Source organism: Candidatus Hydrogenedentota bacterium, from assembly GCA_012730045.1.
Classification (GTDB): domain Bacteria; phylum Hydrogenedentota; class Hydrogenedentia; order Hydrogenedentales; family CAITNO01; genus JAAYBR01.
The window spans coordinates 1-19,788 of sequence record JAAYBR010000052.1 but is presented as its reverse complement, the minus strand read 5'-3'; the positions used below and the strand labels follow the sequence as shown (position 1 = coordinate 19,788).

General features: G+C 66.7%; 15 protein-coding genes and 1 riboswitch. Of the genes, 6 read left to right on the top strand and 9 right to left on the bottom strand.

From position 1 onward, the window contains the following. Window positions 1–333: 333 nt before the first annotated feature. Together GXY15_05390 and GXY15_05385 are read left to right on the top strand one after the other, a co-directional pair. Window positions 334–1,011 (top strand): DUF1080 domain-containing protein, encoded by a 678-nt coding sequence (locus GXY15_05390; protein NLV40646.1) that lies wholly within the window; start codon window positions 334–336, stop codon window positions 1,009–1,011. A 283-nt stretch (window positions 1,012–1,294) separates the two neighbouring features. Beyond that, on the top strand, window positions 1,295–4,291 hold the full coding sequence (locus GXY15_05385; protein NLV40645.1) for a hypothetical protein: 2,997 nt from the start codon (window positions 1,295–1,297) through the stop codon (window positions 4,289–4,291). Between the two features lie 67 nt (window positions 4,292–4,358). Here the strand turns inward: GXY15_05385 and GXY15_05380 are convergent, their stop codons facing one another. Next, window positions 4,359–5,555, bottom strand: a complete 1,197-nt coding sequence (locus GXY15_05380) for a hypothetical protein (protein NLV40644.1) — start codon at window positions 5,553–5,555, stop codon at window positions 4,359–4,361. A 33-nt stretch (window positions 5,556–5,588) separates the two neighbouring features. Further along, window positions 5,589–5,741, bottom strand: coding sequence for a hypothetical protein (locus tag GXY15_05375; GenBank protein ID NLV40643.1), 153 nt, complete (start codon window positions 5,739–5,741; stop codon window positions 5,589–5,591). A gap of 434 nt (window positions 5,742–6,175) precedes the next feature. Further along, a riboswitch (cobalamin riboswitch) is annotated at window positions 6,176–6,397 on the top strand. A gap of 41 nt (window positions 6,398–6,438) precedes the next feature. Between GXY15_05375 and GXY15_05370 the strand changes: the two genes are divergently transcribed. Further along, complete coding sequence (locus GXY15_05370) at window positions 6,439–9,441, top strand: type II secretion system protein (GenBank protein ID NLV40642.1); 3,003 nt, start codon at window positions 6,439–6,441, stop codon at window positions 9,439–9,441. Between the two features lie 258 nt (window positions 9,442–9,699). On the opposite strand, the gene GXY15_05365 is transcribed toward GXY15_05370, so the two are convergent. Continuing rightward, window positions 9,700–10,695: a DUF1559 domain-containing protein gene (locus tag GXY15_05365; protein ID NLV40641.1), complete on the bottom strand. Its 996-nt coding sequence runs from the start codon at window positions 10,693–10,695 to the stop codon at window positions 9,700–9,702. Between the two features lie 182 nt (window positions 10,696–10,877). Next, window positions 10,878–11,624 (bottom strand): rRNA pseudouridine synthase, encoded by a 747-nt coding sequence (locus GXY15_05360; GenBank protein ID NLV40640.1) that lies wholly within the window; start codon window positions 11,622–11,624, stop codon window positions 10,878–10,880. A gap of 195 nt (window positions 11,625–11,819) precedes the next feature. On the opposite strand from GXY15_05360, the gene GXY15_05355 reads away from it, so the two are divergent. The 3 genes from GXY15_05355 to GXY15_05345 are packed head-to-tail and all read left to right on the top strand — an operon-like array spanning window position 11,820 to window position 13,799. Next, on the top strand, window positions 11,820–12,743 hold the full coding sequence (locus GXY15_05355) for a branched-chain amino acid transaminase (protein NLV40639.1): 924 nt from the start codon (window positions 11,820–11,822) through the stop codon (window positions 12,741–12,743). A gap of 14 nt (window positions 12,744–12,757) precedes the next feature. Continuing rightward, a complete protein-coding gene (locus GXY15_05350) occupies window positions 12,758–13,132 on the top strand; it encodes a hypothetical protein (GenBank protein ID NLV40638.1) in 375 nt (124 codons plus the stop codon). Next, the gene (locus GXY15_05345) at window positions 13,125–13,799 is read left to right on the top strand and encodes a class II aldolase/adducin family protein (protein ID NLV40637.1); all 675 of its coding nucleotides are present in this window, start codon (window positions 13,125–13,127) and stop codon (window positions 13,797–13,799) included. Before GXY15_05350 ends, GXY15_05345 begins: the two co-directional genes overlap by 8 nt. A gap of 230 nt (window positions 13,800–14,029) precedes the next feature. Here the strand turns inward: GXY15_05345 and aqpZ are convergent, their stop codons facing one another. The 5 genes from aqpZ to GXY15_05320 form a co-directional block, all read right to left on the bottom strand. Further along, window positions 14,030–14,719 carry an aquaporin Z gene (gene aqpZ, locus GXY15_05340; GenBank protein NLV40636.1) on the bottom strand — a complete coding sequence of 230 codons (690 nt, stop codon included), beginning with the start codon at window positions 14,717–14,719 and terminating at the stop codon, window positions 14,030–14,032. A gap of 614 nt (window positions 14,720–15,333) precedes the next feature. Continuing rightward, entirely contained in the window at window positions 15,334–16,296 is a 963-nt protein-coding gene (locus tag GXY15_05335; GenBank protein NLV40635.1) for a hypothetical protein, read from the bottom strand. Next, a complete protein-coding gene (locus GXY15_05330) occupies window positions 16,296–17,456 on the bottom strand; it encodes a hypothetical protein (GenBank protein NLV40634.1) in 1,161 nt (386 codons plus the stop codon). Before GXY15_05330 ends, GXY15_05335 begins: the two co-directional genes overlap by 1 nt. Further along, complete coding sequence (locus GXY15_05325) at window positions 17,453–18,766, bottom strand: hypothetical protein (GenBank protein ID NLV40633.1); 1,314 nt, start codon at window positions 18,764–18,766, stop codon at window positions 17,453–17,455. Before GXY15_05325 ends, GXY15_05330 begins: the two co-directional genes overlap by 4 nt. 16 nt (window positions 18,767–18,782) lie before the next feature. After that, window positions 18,783–19,526, bottom strand: a complete 744-nt coding sequence (locus GXY15_05320; protein NLV40632.1) for a trehalose utilization protein ThuA — start codon at window positions 19,524–19,526, stop codon at window positions 18,783–18,785. Window positions 19,527–19,788 lie beyond the last annotated feature (262 nt).

Genomic DNA, 19,788 nt, shown 5'->3' with positions numbered 1-19,788 from the left:
TGAAGTAAGTCGGCGAGAACGCCCGCAAAGTAGACGCGCCATCTTGGCGCGTTCTTTGGGCCAACGAAAACCCCAAGAACGCGCCAAGATGGCGCGTCTACTTTTCCGGCCCTCCCGCAGCCCTCACCTCATAGGCAGAATTCCCGCCCACGGCGGTCCGGGGCTCGCGATGACGTGTGTTTACGTGGTCATGGCGAGCGAAGCGAAGCCATCTCGTTCCCGCCAACGCCCCATCCCCCGCCGGTCTTATCCAGCGTTCAGAACAGACGCCGGGTTGCATGGCGGGTGCGTGTGCCGCCACAATCCCTCCAGAAGCTTCGAAAGGAATCCCCCATGCGCCGCCCTCTTCTTCTTGCCGCCGTTGCCGTTTTTTCCCTGACTGTGACCTCCGTGCCTGCGGAGGAGGACGGCTGGGTGAGCCTGTTTAACGGCAAAGACATCTCCGGCTGGACGCAGAAGGGCGGCAAGGCCCTCTTCAAGGTGGAGAACGGGGAGATCGTGGGAACCTCGGTCCCCAACACGGACAACAGCTTCCTTTGCACGGAGCGCGATTTCGGCAACTTCGAGCTGGAGGTTGAGTTCTTCGGTCATCCGTCCCTAAACTCCGGGGTTCAGGTGCGCAGCCAGAGCCTGCCGGACTACAAGGACGGCCGGGTGCACGGGTACCAGTGCGAACTGGAGGACGAGGGGCAGGACCGCGACTGGTTCTGCGGCATCTACGACGAGGGGCGGCGCGGCTGGCTCCAGCCGACCAAGGAGGACAAGCAGGCGGGTGCCGCGTTCAGCGACGCGGGGAAACGCCTCTGGAAGAACGGCGAATGGAACCATATCCGCATCGAGGCGAAGGGAACCCGCATCCGCACCTACCTGAACGGCGAACTCCGCGCGGACCTCGAGGACGGCATGACCCCGTCCGGCTTCATCGGCCTCCAGGTCCACGGCGTGGGAAAAAAGACCACGCCCATGAGCGTCCGCTGGCGCAACCTCCGCATCCGGGAACTCAAGGGCTGACCGGAGCGGTTCTGTGTCCCCCTGTCCCGGTCTTCTCCCCTTGCACCGGAAATGCCCTCTTATTGGGAAATGTTGCCAATAGTGCTAAAGGCCCGTCCAGAAAGACAGCCCCGGCGTAGGAGCTTGCAGGCGGGCCGGGAAAGGGTGACGTTTTCCGTTCCTGCGGGAAACGCTTTGACCGACAGGGCCGATTATGAAACCGTTTTCCGCGCCTTTCCTGGGTGCACTGTCAATCGTGCTCTTCCTCTTGCCACCGGCCCCGGCTGGGGTGGTGATCTCCTCGATGGTGAGGGTTGCGGAGGCGCGCGCCAGCGCCACAGACGTGTCGGAGCTGAACACCGACACGGACACGGTGTTCGACGAGACCGCCGTAGGCGAGTTCAATGCCGCCCCAACGGCGGCGGCCTCCGGCGATGTGCCTATTGCGGGCGGACAACTCGCCACAAACGCCGCCGACGCGGGGCTCAATGCGGGGATCACCTTTGCCCAGACTTCCGGCGGGGTGGTGGTTTCCGGCTCCTTTTCCGGCAGCGCCGGCGCCTCGCAGGCCCCCGTGGAGAGTCCTTCGGGCATAGCCCGCGCCGAAGCGCAGGCACTTCTCCTCCTCAACGTGGAAGTGGCGGGACAATCGGAAACACTGTCGTTTGAGGCGGACGCCGCCTTGTCCATCACGCGCGGCGGACCGCAAGGATTTGGCGCGACAGATGTCTCCTTCCGGGTTCTGAGGGACGGCGAGCTCTTCCGGGAGGCGTCGCTGCTGTGTGTTGACGAAGTCGGCAATGAGGGGGGCGCCGCCTGCCCGTCTGCGATTCCCCCGCTCACGCTCCTTCTTGAGCCCGGCGGGTATGCCATTGAGGTGGGCGTTTCGTTTTCCGCCAGCGGCGGCGCCCCGACAGAGGTGTCGCACACCTCCACATGGACCCTGGGCATCACCGGCGAATCCGGCTGCGTGCGCGAGTGGGCGGCGCCCGTGTCCGGCGCGTTTTCCGATGACGACAACTGGAGCCCGGCCACTGCGCCCCGGGACACGGGAGACGGCTGCGACGATGCCCTGCTGAACCTCCCCGGCACGTTTGAGATCACCTATGCGGCCGCCGCCGCGGACAGCCTCAGCGTCCTGCAGGGCGGTCCTGTTCTCAGGGGGGGGAGCCTCGCCCTGCGCGGGGAGGACGGAAACGCCGTGGCGGTGTCCGGTGCGGCGTCCCTCACCGTGGACAGCGGGTCGGTGGAGGCCGACAGCGCTCTCATCAGCGGATCGGACGCCAGCCTGAACCTCCGGCCCGGCGCGTCCATGACCGTGACCACGGCGCTCGAAACCGGCCGGGAAGGCGGAGAAAGCGGCGCCATCGCGCTCGCCGGCGGCGGGGCGGAGGCCACCCTGTCGGTCGTGGGCAACGCGACCCTGGGCGGCTCGGGAAACTCTCTGCTGCTGGCCGAGGGACCGGCGACGCTCGATGTGCTCGGAGATTTCTCCATGGCGGTGTTCGACGGCTCGGAGTCGGGCATGGTGCTTGGCGAGGCGGGCGCCGCGTCGCCGCCTGCTGTGGCCCTCACCGTCGCCGAAGAGTTCATCATAGGCGGGGCCGGTGAGGCCACCGCCACACTGGACGCCGGTGTGGTTGCGAGCGCGGGCTCCGTGTCTCTTGGAAAGCTGGCCGGAGGCTTGGGGACTCTAAACATCCTCTCCGGCGCCGCCATGACCGTGACCGAGGGGACCGACGTCGGGGGGGAAGGCGTGGGCGCACTGAACATTTCCAGCGGGGGGCGGTTCACCAGCGAAGACCTGGCCGTGGACAGTTCCGATGAAAACGCTGTGTCCACGCTTTCCCTGGCCGGACTTGTCGCCGAGGAAGACGCCGAGCTGGAGGTGGGGTTCACCCTGATCGTTGGGAACAAGGCCGACGGCCAGCTCGAAATGCTGGGAAACAGCCGGGTGACCGCAGAGTTCGCCGTGCTGGGGGCATTGCAGGACTCCTTTGGCCTGGCAACCGCCGTTGGGGATGCGGACCTTTCCCCGGGCAACGGGAAGTCCTCCACCGTGAGGGCGAAGCAGTTCCTGCTGGTGGGCCAGCGGGGCTCGGGGCGCTTCAACACCCGCGGCGTGTCTGACCACACCTACGGCGCTCTCCTTCTCGGGGGCGGGGCCTCCGGCTCGGGCACCTACTCCGCTGAAGGGGCGCTGAACTCCACCTCCGTCGAGAGCGACCTGATCGTCGGCCAGCAGGGCACCGGGGATTTTGTGGCGCGCGGGGCGGGCGTCTTTGCGGGGGCGTGCGTCCTCGGCGCGGAACCCGGCGCCTTCGGCGTTCTGCGGCTGTTCGAAGGCGGCTCGCTGCTCCTTAACGTGAAAGACACCGACGCCGGGGACGGCTCACCGCCCCCCTCGATCTCCTCCCCCGGCTTCCTTCAGGTGGGCCGCGAGGCCAACGGCCTCGTAGAGCTGTTCGACGCCACCACCCGGCTTGCCTGCGATGAGGCAATCATCGGCGGCGACAACGCCGCCGCGGGCGGCACCCTCAACGTGGACACCGGCGCCGCGGTCGAATGTCTCGGCAGCCTTGCCCTCGGCGCGGGTGCCGGGCCGGGCCTGGTGCGCGTGGCCGACGGCGCTGCAATGGGCGCGGCCACGGCTCTCATCATCGGGCCGAAGGGGCTCTTAATCGCCGGCGGCGGCGCCGCGGTCACCTCGGGCTCCGTGGTGGTCACCGGCCGTCTTCGCGTGGAGAACAGCCTGTCCATCGAGCGCCCCTTCGTGAAAGACGCCCAACCCGCTCCCGCTGCGGCGAATCAGAAAGCCGGCCCGGCCGTGCTCAACGGAAACTTGAACCTGGCCGCCGGGGGCGTCCTGGAGGTCGAAGCCGGGGCGGGCACGGCCCTGCTGGTGACCGGCGACGCCTCGTTGCTGGGCGCGCTGGTGATCACACTGCCCCCCGGAATTCCCCTTGAGGACGGCCAGTTGCTGGACCTTGTTGCGTTCCAGGGGGCCGTTTCAAGAACCTTCACAAGCGTCACCTTCATCAACGCCCCCGACGGGTTTGAGGGGGGCGTTGAATTTGAGGGGGGCGCGCTGCGCCTGCGCGTCATCAGCGGCGGCGCCGGAAGCCCGGAAGGCGAGGGCGAAGGGGACGGCACCGACCCGCCGCCCGGCGGGTGCCAGGGCTGCCAGGGGTGCAACGGCGACGCCAAAGCCCTCCCCTGGACCGACCGCCTGGGTTCCTGGCTCATCACCCTGCTGAGCGCGGCGCTCCTGGGCACCTTGAGTCTCCGCCGAACCGCCTGACGGAAAACGGTTTTCGAGTATCCATTTTCCTGGCAGAAGCGTTCAATCGGACAAAGGCCTCACCACCTCACCGCGCAGGCCATGAATACGTTTCTGTGTCGTGGTAGCGGCCATATCCGTCCGTGAACCGCCACATGATGACGTTCTTATCCCCGTCCTGTTTTAGCCGCACAGGGTCTCCAAGGCCGCCATCTTGGTAGACGGCAACGAGTGCGGTGGCCTCCTCGACGGACTTTCCCGCACGCAGTGCCAGTTCGGCGTCCATTGCTGCAAGAAGCACATTATTCAGAGACTCAGACCGCGCCAGGAGGTCACGGTACAGCAGGAAACATGACAACACGGTTGCAGGAAGCCATCGCTTTGTATCTTCCCAGTGTGGAAAACCTTTCCTTTCCACGAAGTCCGCGTAGCTGTTCCCGTAAGCATCTTTCATTTGGTTGAATATCCGGACCGTCCGCCAGCCCTCGTAGAAGCGGACAGGTGCAGCGTACCACGACCTCGGTTGCGGGGAACGGAAGTCCACGGGGATCTCCTCGTAGCGCCCCTGTTTCGCGAGGTCCATGGAGCGTTCATACTCCTCCGCGCGAAAATCCACGATTTGACGCCAATAAGCCCGCTCGTCAATCCCCTCCAAGGCTGCCTTGATCACGCGCAAGTCTTCCTCGCTCATGCCCGCGGGAAAGCGCTTTGTCTCCATGGCCGCGTAAATCCGGTTGTAGAAGTTATAGAAGCCAACGGCAAGAAATGACGAATCCATCCGCACACGCCGGTCATAGATTCTGAACAGCGTCACGAGAAGGATGGCGTCATCCTCCTTGTGCTCCGGGGCGTCTGGAAGCTTCTCATACAAGGTGATCAGCGCATGCGCGCGCGTGCTTAGCTGCTTGGAAGTGCCCTCGTTTTCCACTTCGACCATAAGCGACGCCAGGAATGCGGTAAGACTTCCGTACTCGGGGAGAATGCGGGCCGCCAGCGAGTCGTAGGTGAGCTCCTCGTCGGGAAAGGGCTGGGTTCTCGACAAGAAGGTAATCCAGTCCTCCATATCCACCACGTCTTCCAATTGGGGCTTGGGAGGAGAATCGTGGCAGGGCAGCTTCGGCCCCGCCGGCGCTTTCGGCTTTTCGCCAAAATAGTATTTGTCCGTCACCTTGAGCAGCTTCGCCTTCCAGCCTCCGGTGGCGGCCTCGCCTGCGGCCACCGTCGCCAGGAGGACAACAACAGCCCCCACACACCATACCGCCCGTCCGTTATTCCGCTGTCTCATTCTGATTCCCTCCCGCCGCGGATTGACAACCGGCTAAAGCCATCCCCAGAGTTCCGCGGCGGCCAAGACGACCACCGCCGCAACCCCCGCGTAGACCACCCACCTGATCCAGGATGATGCCACCCTGTCCCGCGCGAGCTGCACGGTCTCCATGGTGAAGGCAACAATGTCAACCACATCGCACATTGCGTTTTGTCCGGACTCTTCCCACACCAAAAGTCTATCACAATCCGTCCCAGCCCTATCGCCGGGTGCATGCAGCCTGGTCGCCGGATAAGACGGGCGCGGGCCGGAGCCGTGGCGGGCACGAGTTTGCTTCACTTCGTTCGCAATGACGTGCTTTTCCGCGTCATTGCGAACGAAGTGAAGCAAACTCGTGGCAGAACGCCCCAATTCTTCCGCATTCCGCAGGTGAACGGGTGTGTTCGCCACCCCGGATCCATCCCGCATGTATTTGCAAGACCCGTTTTCTCTCAGATGAATCAACGGCCATTCCTTATCCGGCGATTCGGGATGCAGCCCTATTTCCAACAACGCGGGGCACTCCCCAATCTGCGCGCATCCGCGCCCTCTGCGGACACGCCCCCTCCACCAGGGGTTTTGACAACCCCGGCGGCTTCTGCTAGGATAGTCCCGTCGGTTCGTGCGCGGGCATTTGCCCGCGGACGCGAAGAGGGAACCCGGTGCGATTCCGGGGCTGCCCCGCAGCGGTAAACAGGAACGAACGGCGCGTGAGAAAGCACTGGCCCCCGCCGTATGGGGACTGGGAAGCGGCGCCAAGTAGGAGGCCACACCGGCCGCGCCTGCAAGCCCGAAGACCTGCCGACAGACGGCGGCGGCGTGTCCCCGTGACCCGCCGGTCTGCGCTTTCGAGGGAAAGACGATGATCTGTCGGGTGTTCCAAAGGCACCAACATCGCGGACGCGCGGCGATCCGCCTTCTCCTGGCCGCGCTGTCCGTTCCGGCACTTGCGGCCGCCGAAGACCCCTGGGCGGACGCCGTGGTGTCTTACAACGCGATCCAGCCCAACACGGGGTTTGACACGCCGGAGAAAACCCTCGGCGAGCCCGTGGGGGGCGGCACCCTGGCACCCAACAACAGCAGCCTCCATTCCGTCGGCGTTCCCGGCGCCTCACCGGGCAGTTACCTGCTGCTAAAGTTCAGCACCCCCGTCACCGACGATCCCCTGAACCCCTTCGGCATGGATTTCATCGTCTACGGCAACAGCGCCTGGGTCGGCGGCAATCCCCTGCGCCGCTGGGCGGAGCCGGGCCTCGTGGAGATCAGCGAGGACGTGAACGGAAACGGCCTCCCGGACGACCCGTGGTATGTCCTTCCCGGTTCCCGGGGGTACGGGGCGTCCGTCCTGCCCGGGGGTATCCCCAACCCCTCCCCCGCCCTCGCGGGGAATGTGCTCAACCCGAACACCGACGGCACGGAACGGGACTGGGGCTACGCCGACCTCTCCCCCACCCAGGCGAAACATCTCGACAACCATGTGCGCCCGGACGACCCGCATGCGGCCGGTCTGAGCCCGCGCAGCGGCGGCGGCGACGCCTTTGACATCGCCTGGGCCGTGCCCTCGGACGGGGCCGGAAACCCCGCGGGCGTGGACCGGTTCCATTTCCTGCGCGTTTCCGCCTTCCTCAGCGCGACGGACGGCACGCTGGGCCGCATCACGCCCGAGATAGACGCCGCGGCCGATGTGGCCCCGGACGTGGACACGGACGGCGACGGCATTCTGGACGAGTATGAGACGCGGGTGGCGGGGACGGACCCCGGCCGCCCAGAGAGCACGGTGCTCGCGCTGGAGATTCCCCCGGAGGACGGCGGCAGCCCCGCCGGAACCCTGCTCGGCGCGGCGGAGGACGCCGACGGCAACCGCCTGGCCCTGTATTCCTTCGGCGCGCGGACCGGCTCCCGCGAACGCAACTGCACCGTGGACATCGTGTCCGTCGCGGACCCCGATCCCGCGGCCCCCGCCGGCGGCCTGGTCAAGAGCGGCGCGGTGCGGCGGTTTGACAGCTCCATTCCCGACTTCGTGGCGGCGCAGACGGCGGAGGCGGAGTTCACGGTGTCCTACACTTCGGCGGAAATCGTGGGCCTCGACGAGGCGCTTCTCCAGCCCTTCCGTCAGGACGGCGGGTACAGCGCCGACGGGATCACCGTTACCGCCCGCGAGACGGCTGACAACCGGCTCACGTTCCGCTGCGCGAGGCCGGGCTTTTTCCTGCTGGCATCCGTCCCCGGGGCTGGCGACATGGATTCCGGCGCGCCCCCGGTGCCGCTTGCGGCCACGCCCGCGCGCGGCACAGCGGGCAACCCGGGCTCCGCCGTCGTTGTGCAGGGCGGCCCGGTGCTCATGCCCGACCTCCAGCCCGCCCCCGACGGCACGCTGTTCACCGTCTCAACCACCCTGGGGACCGTGACGTCTCCGGACGCCGACGCGGGCACCCCCGGTGTGCAGGTGGGCGCTTCCGCCGGGTCCCTGGCCTTTTCGTTGTCCTGCGGGCCCGTCGCCGGGGCTGCGCGGGTGGCCGCCGTGTCGCTGGACGGTCTCGTGCGCGGCGGGATGACGTTGGAGATCGGCGCGGGACCGGCCGCCGGCCCCGTGACCCTGCACACCCTCACCGCGCGGCCCACGGCACCCGGCCCGGTGGACTTCGGCACGGAGGAGATCCAGGACGCCTTTGGGAACCCCCTGGAAAGCGGGCGGACCGTGACGTTGCGGGCCGACGGCGGCGTGGTTTCCTTCCCGCCGGACGCATCGCCCGCAGAGTACGGACATCAGGCGGCGGTGGCGGGGGGGCGTGTCTTCTTCTCCGTCCGGGCGTTTTCCGACAAGTCGGGCGACCCGGCGCCCCTGCGCGTGGCCGTGTACGCGGACCCCGACGAGACGGAGCTGCTGGCGGAGGTGCTCCTCTCGCTGGAGGTCGTCCAGATGCCCGCCCCCGGCGCACTGGCCGCGGCGGTGGCGCTTGCGGCGGCGGGGCTTTGCCGGCTTGGGGGCCGGCGTACGCGCCGCGCGCGCGCGGGGTTCACGCTCATCGAACTGCTGGTGGTCATCGCCATCATCAGCGTGCTGGCGGCCATCCTGCTGCCCGCGCTGTCCCGCGCCCGCGCGCAGGGGCGGTCGGTGCAGTGCGTGAACAACCTGCGCCAGCTCTACCTGGCAAACACCATGTACGCCTCGGAGCACAAGGGGCACTATGTGCCCGCCGCGGCGGACATGTACGACTTCCTGCTGCCCGGGGGCGACCCCGACCACTTCGGCGGCCGCCTGCGCTGGCACGGAAAACGCGAGACCCCCAACCCCGAGACCGCCTTTGACTTCAAGCAGGGGCCGCTCTTCGAGTACCTGCCCGACGGCCGTGTGAAGGAGTGCCCCGAGTTCTTCGAGTTCACCAAGTTCGGCGACAGCGCGGACGCCTTCGAGGGCGGCACGGGCGGCTACGGGTACAACATGGCCTATGTCGGGTCCCGCCTGAGCATGGACGACGACCCCGTGGCGGCGTGCCGCCTGGGCATGCGGGACGGGGACATCAAAAACCCGGCGCAGACGGTGATGTTCGCCGACGCCGGCATCCCGCTCAACGGGCGGATTGTGGAGTACGGATTTCTGGAGCCGCCGCTGGCGGTTTCCCCCGAAAACCCGCGCGGCGACCCCGACGCGGGCTACATGTCCCCCACCATGCACTTCCGCCACTACGGGCGGATCAACGTCGTCTGGTGCGACGGCCACATCACCAGCGAGCGCTGGGAGTGGGCCCCCGAGGAGAACGTCTACGGCGAGCGCAACAGCCGCTGGATGGTCGGCTGGTTCGGCCCGAAGAACAACCTCTACTTCGACCACGTCCTGAAGGATACCTACGCCGAGGCGAAGTGAGCCGCCGACGCTGCGGTCAGAGTGTCTCAAGGGTGAGCGACGGCACCTGAAGAGAGATGCCGGGAACGCGCACCGAGGTGGCACGGGCTTCCAGCCCGTGTTCCGGGTCATGAATACAGCCCAAGAAACACGGGCTGGAAGCCCGTGCCACCTCAGCCTCCGCACCGGCACCCCCTTGAAAGAGCCTCTTCTCAATCCCAAGGCGCTCGAAAAGAAACGGGCGCGCCCCAAAGGAGCGCGCCCGCGTTTTGTCCGGTCTCAGGAGAGGCCGGAGGCCGTCAGGGCGAAGCTCTTGGTGACCGGGGCCTTGACGCTCGGGTACCGCAGGAACTCGCAGTGGCCGTCCATGTACAGGACGTTGCTGCCCCCGGGCACATGGTTGAAGTTCTCGGCATTGGTGGAGATCAGGTCGCCCAGCACCCAGATGGTGCTCTGCGCCATGGTGGCCCCGCCGGGGTTGTTGATGTCCGTGATCATGAAGCGCTCAATGCCCTCGCGGAGCCGGTAGATCGTGGTGCCGGTTCCGTTGCCCAGGGGCTCGCCCGTGGACGTCTGCACCACGTTCTCCGTGTCGTTGTCGAACGCAGGCACCGGCCCGCGCTGGTTGCGGGGCATCTTCCCGAAGTTAAACCCCGGCGTGGACAGAATTCTCAGCCAGTGGTAGACAAACTGCTTCGGAACCATGGGGTTCGCCGGAACCTCGATGTCGGGGTTGATGGCCTGCAACACGCCGATAATGCCGGAGGCGTTGGCGTCCTCGGTGTTCTGGGGGATGTCGTCGCACTTGTCGTACACGAAACCAAAGTACAGGTAGGAAAACGTGGCTTTCCACCAGTCATTGTAGGTGGTGTCCCCGTCCGTTCCCCTGAAGGTCAAGACGCTCTCCCCGCCCACTTCCCCGTCGTAATACATGTCCTCGATTTTGTGCGTCGCCGACGAGGGGCACACATAGAGTTTCGGGTCGGTCATGTATTCGGGATAGAGCGCCGAGCACAAAGGGGTCAGGAGAAGCCCCATGCAGCCGCCCCCGCTGCAATAGGTCTGGTGCTGCACGGGGGGAAACGCGCCCTTCGCCTCGTTGGCATACATCTTCAGCACGAGGCCGAACTGCTTGAGGTTGTTCTGGCAGCTTGCCCGCCGCGCCGCCTCGCGGGCGCGCGCCAGTGCGGGCAGCAGGATGGCCGCCAGAATGCCGATGATGGCGATCACCACCAGCAGCTCGATCAAAGTGAAACCGCGTCTTCGTGAAAGAATACCCATTGCGAAACCCTCCAAAATGATTTCCGTACCTGCCTGCCGGGTGCCCGAACTCCCATCGTCCGTGTCTTCACGCCCGGCGCGTCCTTATGCGTCCACGCTAGCACAAGTCGGGGCGTTTTGCAAGCGAAAAGTGGAAATCCCGTAATAACACGCATTGTGCCGCCCAACGCGCGGGACTAGAAGACCTCGTCAGGGGCAAGGTACCGCCACTGCCCCTCCGGAAGATTCCCCAGGCGCACCCCGCCTATGCGCACCCGCTTGAGGCCGGTCACCGTCAGCCCGACGGCGGCGCACATCCGCCGGATCTGGCGCTTGCGCCCCTCGCGCAGGACAAAATGGAGCAGGCCGGGGTGTTGCCGTTCGACCTCCGCCGGCCGCAACTGCCGTCCGTCCAGTTCCAGTCCGAAACGCAGCAGGCCCAGTTTCGTCTCCGTGATTTCCCCTTCCACGCGGACCAGATACTCCTTGTCCACCTCCCCCGTGCCGCCGACCAGCCGCCGCGCGACCCGGCCGTCCTGCGTGAGCACCAGCAGGCCGTGGGAGTCAATGTCGAGCCGGCCGGCCGGGGCCAGCCCCTTGAGATGCGCCCACTCAAAACGCGCGGGGGCGGTGTCCCCGGGAAATCGGTTCTCCGGCGTGACCAGCTCCACCGCCGGACGGTGGCCCTTTTCCGGCTGGCCGGACACATAGCCGACGGGCTTGTTCAGCAGGACGGTCACCTTGCCGGTCTGCGCCCCGGAGGCGGCCGGGTCCAGCGTGATCACCTGTTGCGGCCCGACGCGCAGGTAGGGCACCTCCGCGCGCGCGCCGTCCACATAGACCCAGCCGTTGGCGATGTAGCCGTCGGCCTCGCGCCGCGAGCACAGTCCCCGCGCGGCCATCGCCTTTGCCAGTCGTTCAGTCTGTTCCGGCTCCCGGTCCATGCGCCGCCTTGTCCGGCGATTCCGCCGCAGGTTGAATTTGCCCCTGAAAAGGAGGATACTTTCCCTGCGGACCGGCATTCAACACCGCCCCCTGCGGTGCGACCGCCAGCGCCTGCGGCGGGGACGCCGCGCGGCTTCGGTCCGCAGGAAAACCCACCGGTTTCCGGTGGTGCTGTACCTATTGGAGACGTTGCCATGGCCAAGATGTACCCCGCGCCCGTCGCCTACTTCGAGGGGGCCTATGTGCCCGTGGAACAGGCGAAAATCAGCATCATGACCCACGCGTTCAACTACGGAACGGGCCTGTTCGAGGGCATCCGCGGTTACTACAACAAGGAGGAGGACCGGGTTCTGATCTTCCGCCTGGCGGAGCATGTGGACCGGATGGTCCGCAACTGCCGCGTGTTGTGCATGGAGGTCCCGGAAACCGCCGAGGACATCGCGGAGATCTGCTGCGAACTGGTCCGCCGGAGCGGGTTGAAGGAGGACCTGTACATCCGCCCGCTGGTCTACAAGAGCGAGCATTCCCTCGGGCCGACGGTCCGCGGGGTCGAGAGCCGCTTCTGCTGCTATGTCATCAAGCTGGGCGACTACTGCGACACCCAGGCGGGCCTCGACGTCGCCGTCTCCTCGTGGCGGCGGCTGTCCGACAACGCCATCCCCAGCCGCGTGAAGTCCACGGGCAGCTACATCAACTCCTCGCTGGCGTCCACGGAGGCCAAGCAGGCCGGGTTCCACGAGGCCATCTTCCTGCGCGAAAACGGCACGGTGGCCGAGGGCAGCGCCATGAACATGTTCATGGTGCTGAACGGGACGCTCATCACCACGCCGCCGAACTGCGACATCCTGGTCGGCATCACGCGGAACACGGTGATGGAGATGGCGCGCGACATGGGCATCCCCGTGGTCGAGCGCGACATCGCCCGCACGGAACTGTACGTCTGCGACGAGCTGTTCTTCTGCGGCACGGGCGCGCAGGTGGCCCCGGTGCGGTCGGTGGACCGCCGCATCGTGGGGTCCGGCGAGCCCGGCCCCGTCACGCGGCGGCTGCAGGAGGCCTATTTCGCCATCGTCCAGGGCCGCGACGCCCGCTACCGGCACTGGTGCACCCCGGCCTGAGGAGCGGTCCCCGCATGTCCGAAACGACGCCAGACGCCGCCCCGCGCGGCCCCTCGCGCCTCCGCCGCACGCTCCAGTGGCGGTTCTGGGTGAACCTCGCCGTCGTTCTCCTGGTCACCTGCTGGATCCCCCTGCTCACACAGACGGCGGTCATGAAGGATCAGGAGGGAAACATCCTCAGCCAGCAGACGATTCAGGTCCGCGCGTGGCGGTCCTGGGCGGCCCTGGCAACGCAGGGCCCCTCCCTGGCGCATGGGAAGGCCGTGGGCCTGCATTTCGGCCTGTCCTTCCTCATGTGCTTCACCGTCTGGTATCTGGCCGCGGGGCGGGATCTGCGCGCCGAACAGACACCCCAGGACACCCCGCAGGAAGAGGCGCCCCATGAATGAACGCGAGGCCCGCGAGGCCGTCTGCGAGGCGGGCCGCCGTCTCTACGAGAAAAATCTCGTCGCCGCCACAGACGGCAACATCAGCATCCGCCTCGGGGAGGACCGGTATCTCTGCACCCCGAGCGGCGTGTCGAAGGGGTTCATGACCCCCGACATCCTCGTCGTTGCGAACGGCCGGGGCGAGAAGGTCTCCGGGGAGGGCCGCGTCACCTCGGAATTCTTCACGCACCTTGCCTGCTACGAGGAGCGTCCGGACATCGGGGCGGTCGTCCACGCCCACCCGCCCTACGCCACCGCCCTCACGCTGGCCGGGGTGGACATGACCCTGCCGGTGGTCCCCGAGGTCATCATGACCCTGTGCGCCATCCCGACCGCCGGCTACGCCACCCCGGGATCCCGCGAGGGCGCGGACGTCGTGCGCCCGTGGGTCGGAGCCTATGACGCCCTCCTGCTGGACCGCCACGGCGCGGTCACCGTGGGAAAGACGGTGTTCGACGCCTACTTCAAGATGGAGAAAGTCGAGCACACCGCCCTGTCCATCGCCGCCGCGCGCGGCCTCGGCGGCGCCTACACCCTGACCCCCGAAATGGTGGTCAAGCTCATGGCCGTGTACACCCACGGCGCCCAACCGCCGGTGCCCTACCCTTTCCCGACCAGCCAAGGATAGCCACGCGGCCGTTCTTCGTCGCGTTCTTTGTGGATTCGTGGTGGAGACTCCGGAAAGACTCACCACCAAGACACCAAGAACACAAAGAAGACAACATCCGAGAGCAGGCCCCGGCTTTCCGCCGTCACTCTACCAGAGCCCCGGCAGCCGAGGATAGACACGCCCCCGTCTTTCCACCCGCCGGGAAAGGGCGGGACCGTCGGCCTGACGCCACGCACGGCCCGGAGCAGTCACTCCTCCGAGGAGCCAATCACACGGTATACCGCCGCGCCGAGCAGCGCGCCGGCAATCGGGGCCACCCAGAAAAGCCACAACTGGGACACTGCCCACCCACCGGTGTACACGGCGACGGCGGTGCTGCGCGCCGGGTTCACAGAGGTGTTGGTAACCGGGATGCTGATCAGGTGAATGAGGGTCAGGCCCAGGCCTATAGCCAGCGGGGCGAAACCCTGAGGGGCCTTACGGTCTGTCGCCCCGAGGATGATGAGCAGGAACATCATGGTCATCACCACTTCACACACCAGTGCGGCGGTCAGGGAGTATCCCCCGGGAGAGTGCTCCCCGTAGCCGTTGGAGGCGAAGCCCGCAGAGACGTCAAACCCCGCCTTCCCGCTGGCAATAAGATAGAGAACGCCGCCGGCGGCTATCCCGCCAAGCACCTGGGCGACGACATACGGGGCGAGTTCCTTCGCCTGAAAACGGCCACCCGCCCACAATCCCACCGAGACTGCGGGATTGAGATGGCAACCGGAAATATGCCCGATGGCATAAGCCATCGTCACCACGGTCAGCCCGAACGCCAGCGACACTCCGAGCAGACCGATTCCGACATCGGGAAACGCCGCGGCCAGCACGGCGCTTCCGCACCCACCCAGTACCAGCCAGAAGGTCCCGAAAAACTCTGCGCCACATTTTTTCATGACTTACACCTCTCATGGGTTGTTCCTGCCGGACAATTTTGTTGAACTCCGAAATGCGTAAGACTCCCCGCCAGGGTTTCCGGCCTCCTTTCCCATGGTTGCGCCCTGGATGGGTGGCTGCCTGCCCCCTTGGAGCCGTTGAACCACACACAGCCCCGGAACGTTTCCCTTCATTGAAATCATTAGCCCGGAAACGGGCGGGAAGCGATGAAGTTTCCCCGGCGTAAAGATGCAAAGGCGAAAACAGGGGCGGGAAGGCTGCAGCCTACCCAGTCGCCCGTAACCCTGGATTTTTCCTTCCACACCGCCGCACTCCCCACCTCCAATGAGACATTCCGGAAACAGATTCAACTTTCCCGTCTCGCCGTCAGTCTACCAGAGCCCCGGCAGGCCGTCAAGGCGTGTCTTCGCGGAGAGAGGGCGCGCTTGCCGCCCCCTGGGATCGCCAGGCTCCAGCCTGGCCGTTTTCTTTTTTGGCCGGAAACAGGGGTGCTCCCCGTGCAGGGGGAGAATGTTGCGTGAGAAGACGACCGACCACGCCTCCAAAAGAGCCAGGCTGGAGCCTGGCGGTCCCAGGGGGTGTGGACCACAGCGGTTCTCGGGACACCGGTGCCCTACCCCTTCCCCTTGGCTTCCGTAAACTGAAGGTCGCGGATCACTCTTGGGCCTTCCCGCCACAGCCACCAGACATGCTGGAGCGTCGAGGCGAGGTGGTCTTGGGTGACCACTCTCGCTGGGGCCAGCGCCTTTTCCCACCCGTCACGCAGCGCCGCGCTGTCGCAGCCGGCGAGATAGACGAAGCGCAGGCGGCCTGAGCGGTCCGTGTCGCGCAACGCCTCCGGGGTCACGGGGCCGGTGGACAGGAGAAGCCCGTCCTCGGTGCCGTGGGAACCGACAAACAGGAACTCACTTTCCGCCGCGCCCTGTTTCAGGGAGTCCAGCGTGAGCGGCTGGAAGGCCACCCCGCCCGGCCCCCATTTCAGGCGCGCCGCAGCCAGTGTGGGCAGGTACCCCGGCGCCACCAGGGCGCGGGGAATGCGCCCCTCCAGGTTCTCGTACAGCACGGTGGCGGGGGCGCGCTGAACCGACCGCGGGGCCAGCATCTCCACCGCCGCCGCGCACACGACCATGCAGAGAAGCAGCGCCCACAGGCTCCACGCGCCCACAAGCCCGACCACGGACACGGCGCGCAGGGAGGAAACGCGCTCGGTCCACGGGATGGGCAAAGCGCCCCCGCGCAGGGCGGAAAGGACGCCATAGGCCCACAGCACCCCCCAGACAATCAACAACTTCCGGAACACGCTGAGGGTCGTCCCCTCCCAGGAGTGCCGGTTGTACAGGTCCGGGCGCGCAGCCATCATCCAGGAAAGCCCCAGGACCACCGCCGCAAACAGAATCACCATTCCCGCCAGCACCGCCGCCAGCATCAGCGCCTGGGCCAGATGGGTCCGCAGATAGGGGCCGCCCCTGCGACGGACGGTCCGCGCCAAAAAGGGCGCGCCCCCCAGATAGCATGCAACGGCCAGCCCCCTCTCCCCTGCCGGGCGACGGTCTTCTTTCTGCTCCGGTGTTGCCATCAGACGGACTCCGGCGCGGGGCGGGGCGCGCAGTTCCGGCAATAATCCCTCACCCAGAGCAGACGCTCCACGGCCTCGGGCCCCGCGCCCATGGGCAGCTCGTCGGAAATGCCGAGCACCAGCCGGGGCGCGAACAACGCCACCAGCCGCTCCACGCACTCCTGAAGCCGCTCCAGGGGGAACTCCGGCAGGAAGAACACGGCGGGGATGCCATCGAGCAGTACCTTGTCGCCCAGGTGTTCCCGAATCTCCTCCAGCGTGGCGTCGCCCTGGGGCACGGGGGTCAGCGCCTCGATCCCGTCAAAGGGCAGGCGCGGGAAGAACGGCAGCAGGGAGTGGAAGCTTCCGTCGAAATGGGCGTGGGTGAACTTGCCCGCCGCCTTCAGGCACGCGTCCCGCTTTTCGTAGAACGGCAGGTGGTGCCGCTCGAAGAGGTCCGGGGACATGAGCCGGCCGTCAATGTTCTCGCCGAAGTTGACGATGCGCGGGGCGGGGTCCGCCGCCAGCCCCTCGTAGAGCGGGTCATGCGCCGCGTCCATCGCGGCCAGCACCGGTCCGACCTGCTCCGGCTCGAACAGGAGCGCTGTAACAAAGTCGTCGTAGGCCATCCACTCCAGGCTCAGGCACTGGTAGGGGCTGCGGCACACATAGAACTGCGGCTCCCCCCGGTCCCCCATCCGCGCGGCCCCGTGGGCAAAGCCCTCCGGATTGTAGACGTACCGCGTGTGCCGGAAGACCCACTCCAGCCGGCGCAGGTCCTCCGCCGTGCGCACCGGGAACTCCACGACCCGGCAACTGCCGTCGGAGGCGAACCCGTAACGGGTGACCAGATCGCCGTACGGGGTCTCGTGAACCGTCACCCGCATGCCGTTGCCGTCGGTCCGCTCCGTGACCCGCAACGGCGTTTCATGAAACACCTCCACAGGACTCGGGCATCCCGTGGCGTAATGGATGTAGCGCATGGACACGTCCAGGGTGTCGTAGGCGTCGAAGACCGTGCCCTTCTGAAGCGATTCCGGGAGGTCGCCCAGCCGCTGGCGGTACTCGAACCACGGCTCGAAGCGCGGCTGGAACAGCACCCCGGGGACAGGGCGCCCCTCGAACACCCGCAGATTCATCTCGCGGAAGGTCATGCTGTCCGCCATGGGATCCCCGGTCATTGCTCCTCGGAAAGGAACCCGTAGTGCCGGCCCGTCCAGTAGGCCAGCAGATAATCATGCCCGTTGTACTCCATCACCGCGTCCGGGGCGTCCCAGTCCGACCCGAAATAGGGGTCCTGCACCCAGGCCGACCAGGTGGTGCCCCGGCGGTCCACCGGCACGGGCTTTCCTTCTTCCGGTTCGGGGCTCAGGGGGCCTGGGTCCGGGTCAAACCCGAACAGCGTCCGGTAGGTTTCGATGGTGTCGGGCCGCCATTTCATGCGGAAGGGGAAGCGCCGGAGGGTGTCCAGGCCGGCTTCCAGGCCGCCGCGCTCGTCCAGATGCTTTGCCATCACGAAGGCGTAGAAGGGGTTGCCCTCCGGGGCGACGCCGGGGTGCCTCCCGTTGCCCTCCCAGCTCCGGCGCAGGCTCTTTTCATAGAGGGCGCGCAGGGCGGGGTCCGTCTCCAGGTGCATCAGGGGCGCATAGGCGAGGAACTGGAGCACGTCGTCGCTGTGGTTGACAGCCCGGGGCATGAGCGGGTTCACGCAGATGCGCGCCTCGACTGCCGCCTCGGCGCACTGCTCGTCCACGGCGTACTTCCGGTAAATGTCCGCGTATTTCGCGTCGCCCGTGACATGGGCGGTGATCTTGCAGGCCTGAAGAAACAGCAGGGCGTTCATCTTCTCCCGCTTGCGCACATGGTCCGGATGGTACTTGCTCCAGACCGTGGGCTTGCCGTCCACGTCCACGATGCGGAAGTTGTTCTCCACGATCAGGTCCAGGAGGGCGGACGCGTCGTCCGCGATCATCCGCTTCTCCTCGTCCCCCGCCACGAGTTCGTGGGCGAAGTAGAGGCCGAACATCACCCCGTCCACCTGGTCCGTGCTGACATCGCCGCGCCATTTGTGGACGCCGTCCGGGGAGTCGCGCCACACGCCGTCGTCGGCGGTGGGCCGGTCCTTGGGCCAGGCGGCGCGCGCCAGCACCCCGCGCTTCCCGGCGACCGTGCAGAGCAGATGCAGGGCGCGCAGGGACCGGAGCGCGCGCTCACGGTCCGCCGGATCCCTCGTCACGGCGTGTTTCATGGACAGCGTGGCGGTGTAGATGCCCGTCATGTACGCGTTGTCCGGCATGTTGTAGTCTGTGTGGGGGCGGTCCGGCGTCGCGTTGCGCAGTTTGCACAGCGCCTGCCCGTCCAGCAGGAACCGCTCCTCCATGTCATGCTCGAAGACCCGCGCCTTCAGCGCCAGGGAGGGCGGCGCGGCCGCCGCCGCCCCGGCAAGGAGGGCAGCGCATAAACCTATCAGAACCGTGGGCGCGAAACGCATCCGGGCTCTCCTTGGGTCAGGGCAGCGGTTCGAGGGGCTCGGTGTTCCCCTGCACGGGCGGGCTTTCCATGCGGACCGGGGCGGCCCAGCGCACGGCGTTGTAGATCACGCGCAGCACGCGCGCGTCGTGGTAGATCGGGAAGGTCTCATGGCCCGGGCGGAAGTAGAAGACCTTGCCGCGTTCCCGGTGCCAGCAGCATCCGCTGCGAAAGACCTCGCCGCCCTGGAACCAGCTGATGAACACCAGGTCGTCCGGTTTCGGGATGCCGAACGGCTCGCCGTACATTTCCGTGTTCGGCAGTTCGAAGTGGTCCGGCAGTCCCTCCACAATCGGGTGCGCGGGGTCCACCACCCACAGCCGCTCCTTCTCGCCGTGCTCCCCGTGCTCCCGCCATTTCAGGCAGCATCCGGTGCCCATGAGTCGGACAAAAGGCTTGGACAGGTGTCCGGAGTGCAGCACGATGAGTCCCATGCCCTCCAGCACCCGCTGCTGGACCTTCGCCGCGTTCTCCTCCGTGACGTCGTCATGGGCGCAGTGGCCCCACCACGTCATCACATCCGTGTCCGCCAGAATCTCGTCCGTGAGCCCCTGCCCGGGGTCGTCCAGCGCCACGCAGCGCACCGAGGCGATGCCCGGTTTTCCCTCCAGAGACCGCCCAATCGCCCGGTGCATCCCGTCGGGATACAGTTCCGCGACCCGCGGCATGGTCTTCTCATGCCGCCCCTCGTTCCACAACGTCACACGAATGCCTTCCGCCATGCCTGCTCAGCCTTTCCATAAGGGGTTTTCCGGGACACGCCCCGGCCGCAAAGAGCATACGGGAAACGCCCCCCGGGGTCAATTCCGGGACACCGCCTCGCCGTCAACGCGTCATGGCGAGCCCCAGACCGCCGGAGGCGGGAATTCTGCCTATGAAGTGAGGGCTGCGGGAGGGCCGGAAAGTAGACGCGCCATCTTGGCGCGTTCTTTGAGCCAACGAAAACCCCAAGAACGCGCCAAGATGGCGCGTCTACTTTGCGGG

Excerpts from the sequence above, each read along its gene's own strand:
- GXY15_05390 (NLV40646.1), top strand. The coding sequence starts at position 334 with ATGCGCCGCCCTCTTCTTCTTGCCGCCGTTGCCGTTTTTTCCCTGACT.
- GXY15_05385 (NLV40645.1), top strand. The coding sequence starts at position 1,295 with ATGGTGAGGGTTGCGGAGGCGCGCGCCAGCGCCACAGACGTGTCGGAG.
- GXY15_05380 (NLV40644.1), bottom strand. The coding sequence starts at position 5,555 with ATGAGACAGCGGAATAACGGACGGGCGGTATGGTGTGTGGGGGCTGTT.
- GXY15_05375 (NLV40643.1), bottom strand. The coding sequence starts at position 5,741 with ATGTGCGATGTGGTTGACATTGTTGCCTTCACCATGGAGACCGTGCAG.
- GXY15_05370 (NLV40642.1), top strand. The coding sequence starts at position 6,439 with ATGATCTGTCGGGTGTTCCAAAGGCACCAACATCGCGGACGCGCGGCG.
- GXY15_05360 (NLV40640.1), bottom strand. The coding sequence starts at position 11,624 with ATGGACCGGGAGCCGGAACAGACTGAACGACTGGCAAAGGCGATGGCC.
- GXY15_05355 (NLV40639.1), top strand. The coding sequence starts at position 11,820 with ATGGCCAAGATGTACCCCGCGCCCGTCGCCTACTTCGAGGGGGCCTAT.
- GXY15_05350 (NLV40638.1), top strand. The coding sequence starts at position 12,758 with ATGTCCGAAACGACGCCAGACGCCGCCCCGCGCGGCCCCTCGCGCCTC.
- GXY15_05345 (NLV40637.1), top strand. The coding sequence starts at position 13,125 with ATGAATGAACGCGAGGCCCGCGAGGCCGTCTGCGAGGCGGGCCGCCGT.
- aqpZ (NLV40636.1), bottom strand. The coding sequence starts at position 14,719 with ATGAAAAAATGTGGCGCAGAGTTTTTCGGGACCTTCTGGCTGGTACTG.
- GXY15_05335 (NLV40635.1), bottom strand. The coding sequence starts at position 16,296 with ATGGCAACACCGGAGCAGAAAGAAGACCGTCGCCCGGCAGGGGAGAGG.
- GXY15_05330 (NLV40634.1), bottom strand. The coding sequence starts at position 17,456 with ATGACCGGGGATCCCATGGCGGACAGCATGACCTTCCGCGAGATGAAT.
- GXY15_05325 (NLV40633.1), bottom strand. The coding sequence starts at position 18,766 with ATGCGTTTCGCGCCCACGGTTCTGATAGGTTTATGCGCTGCCCTCCTT.
- GXY15_05320 (NLV40632.1), bottom strand. The coding sequence starts at position 19,526 with ATGGCGGAAGGCATTCGTGTGACGTTGTGGAACGAGGGGCGGCATGAG.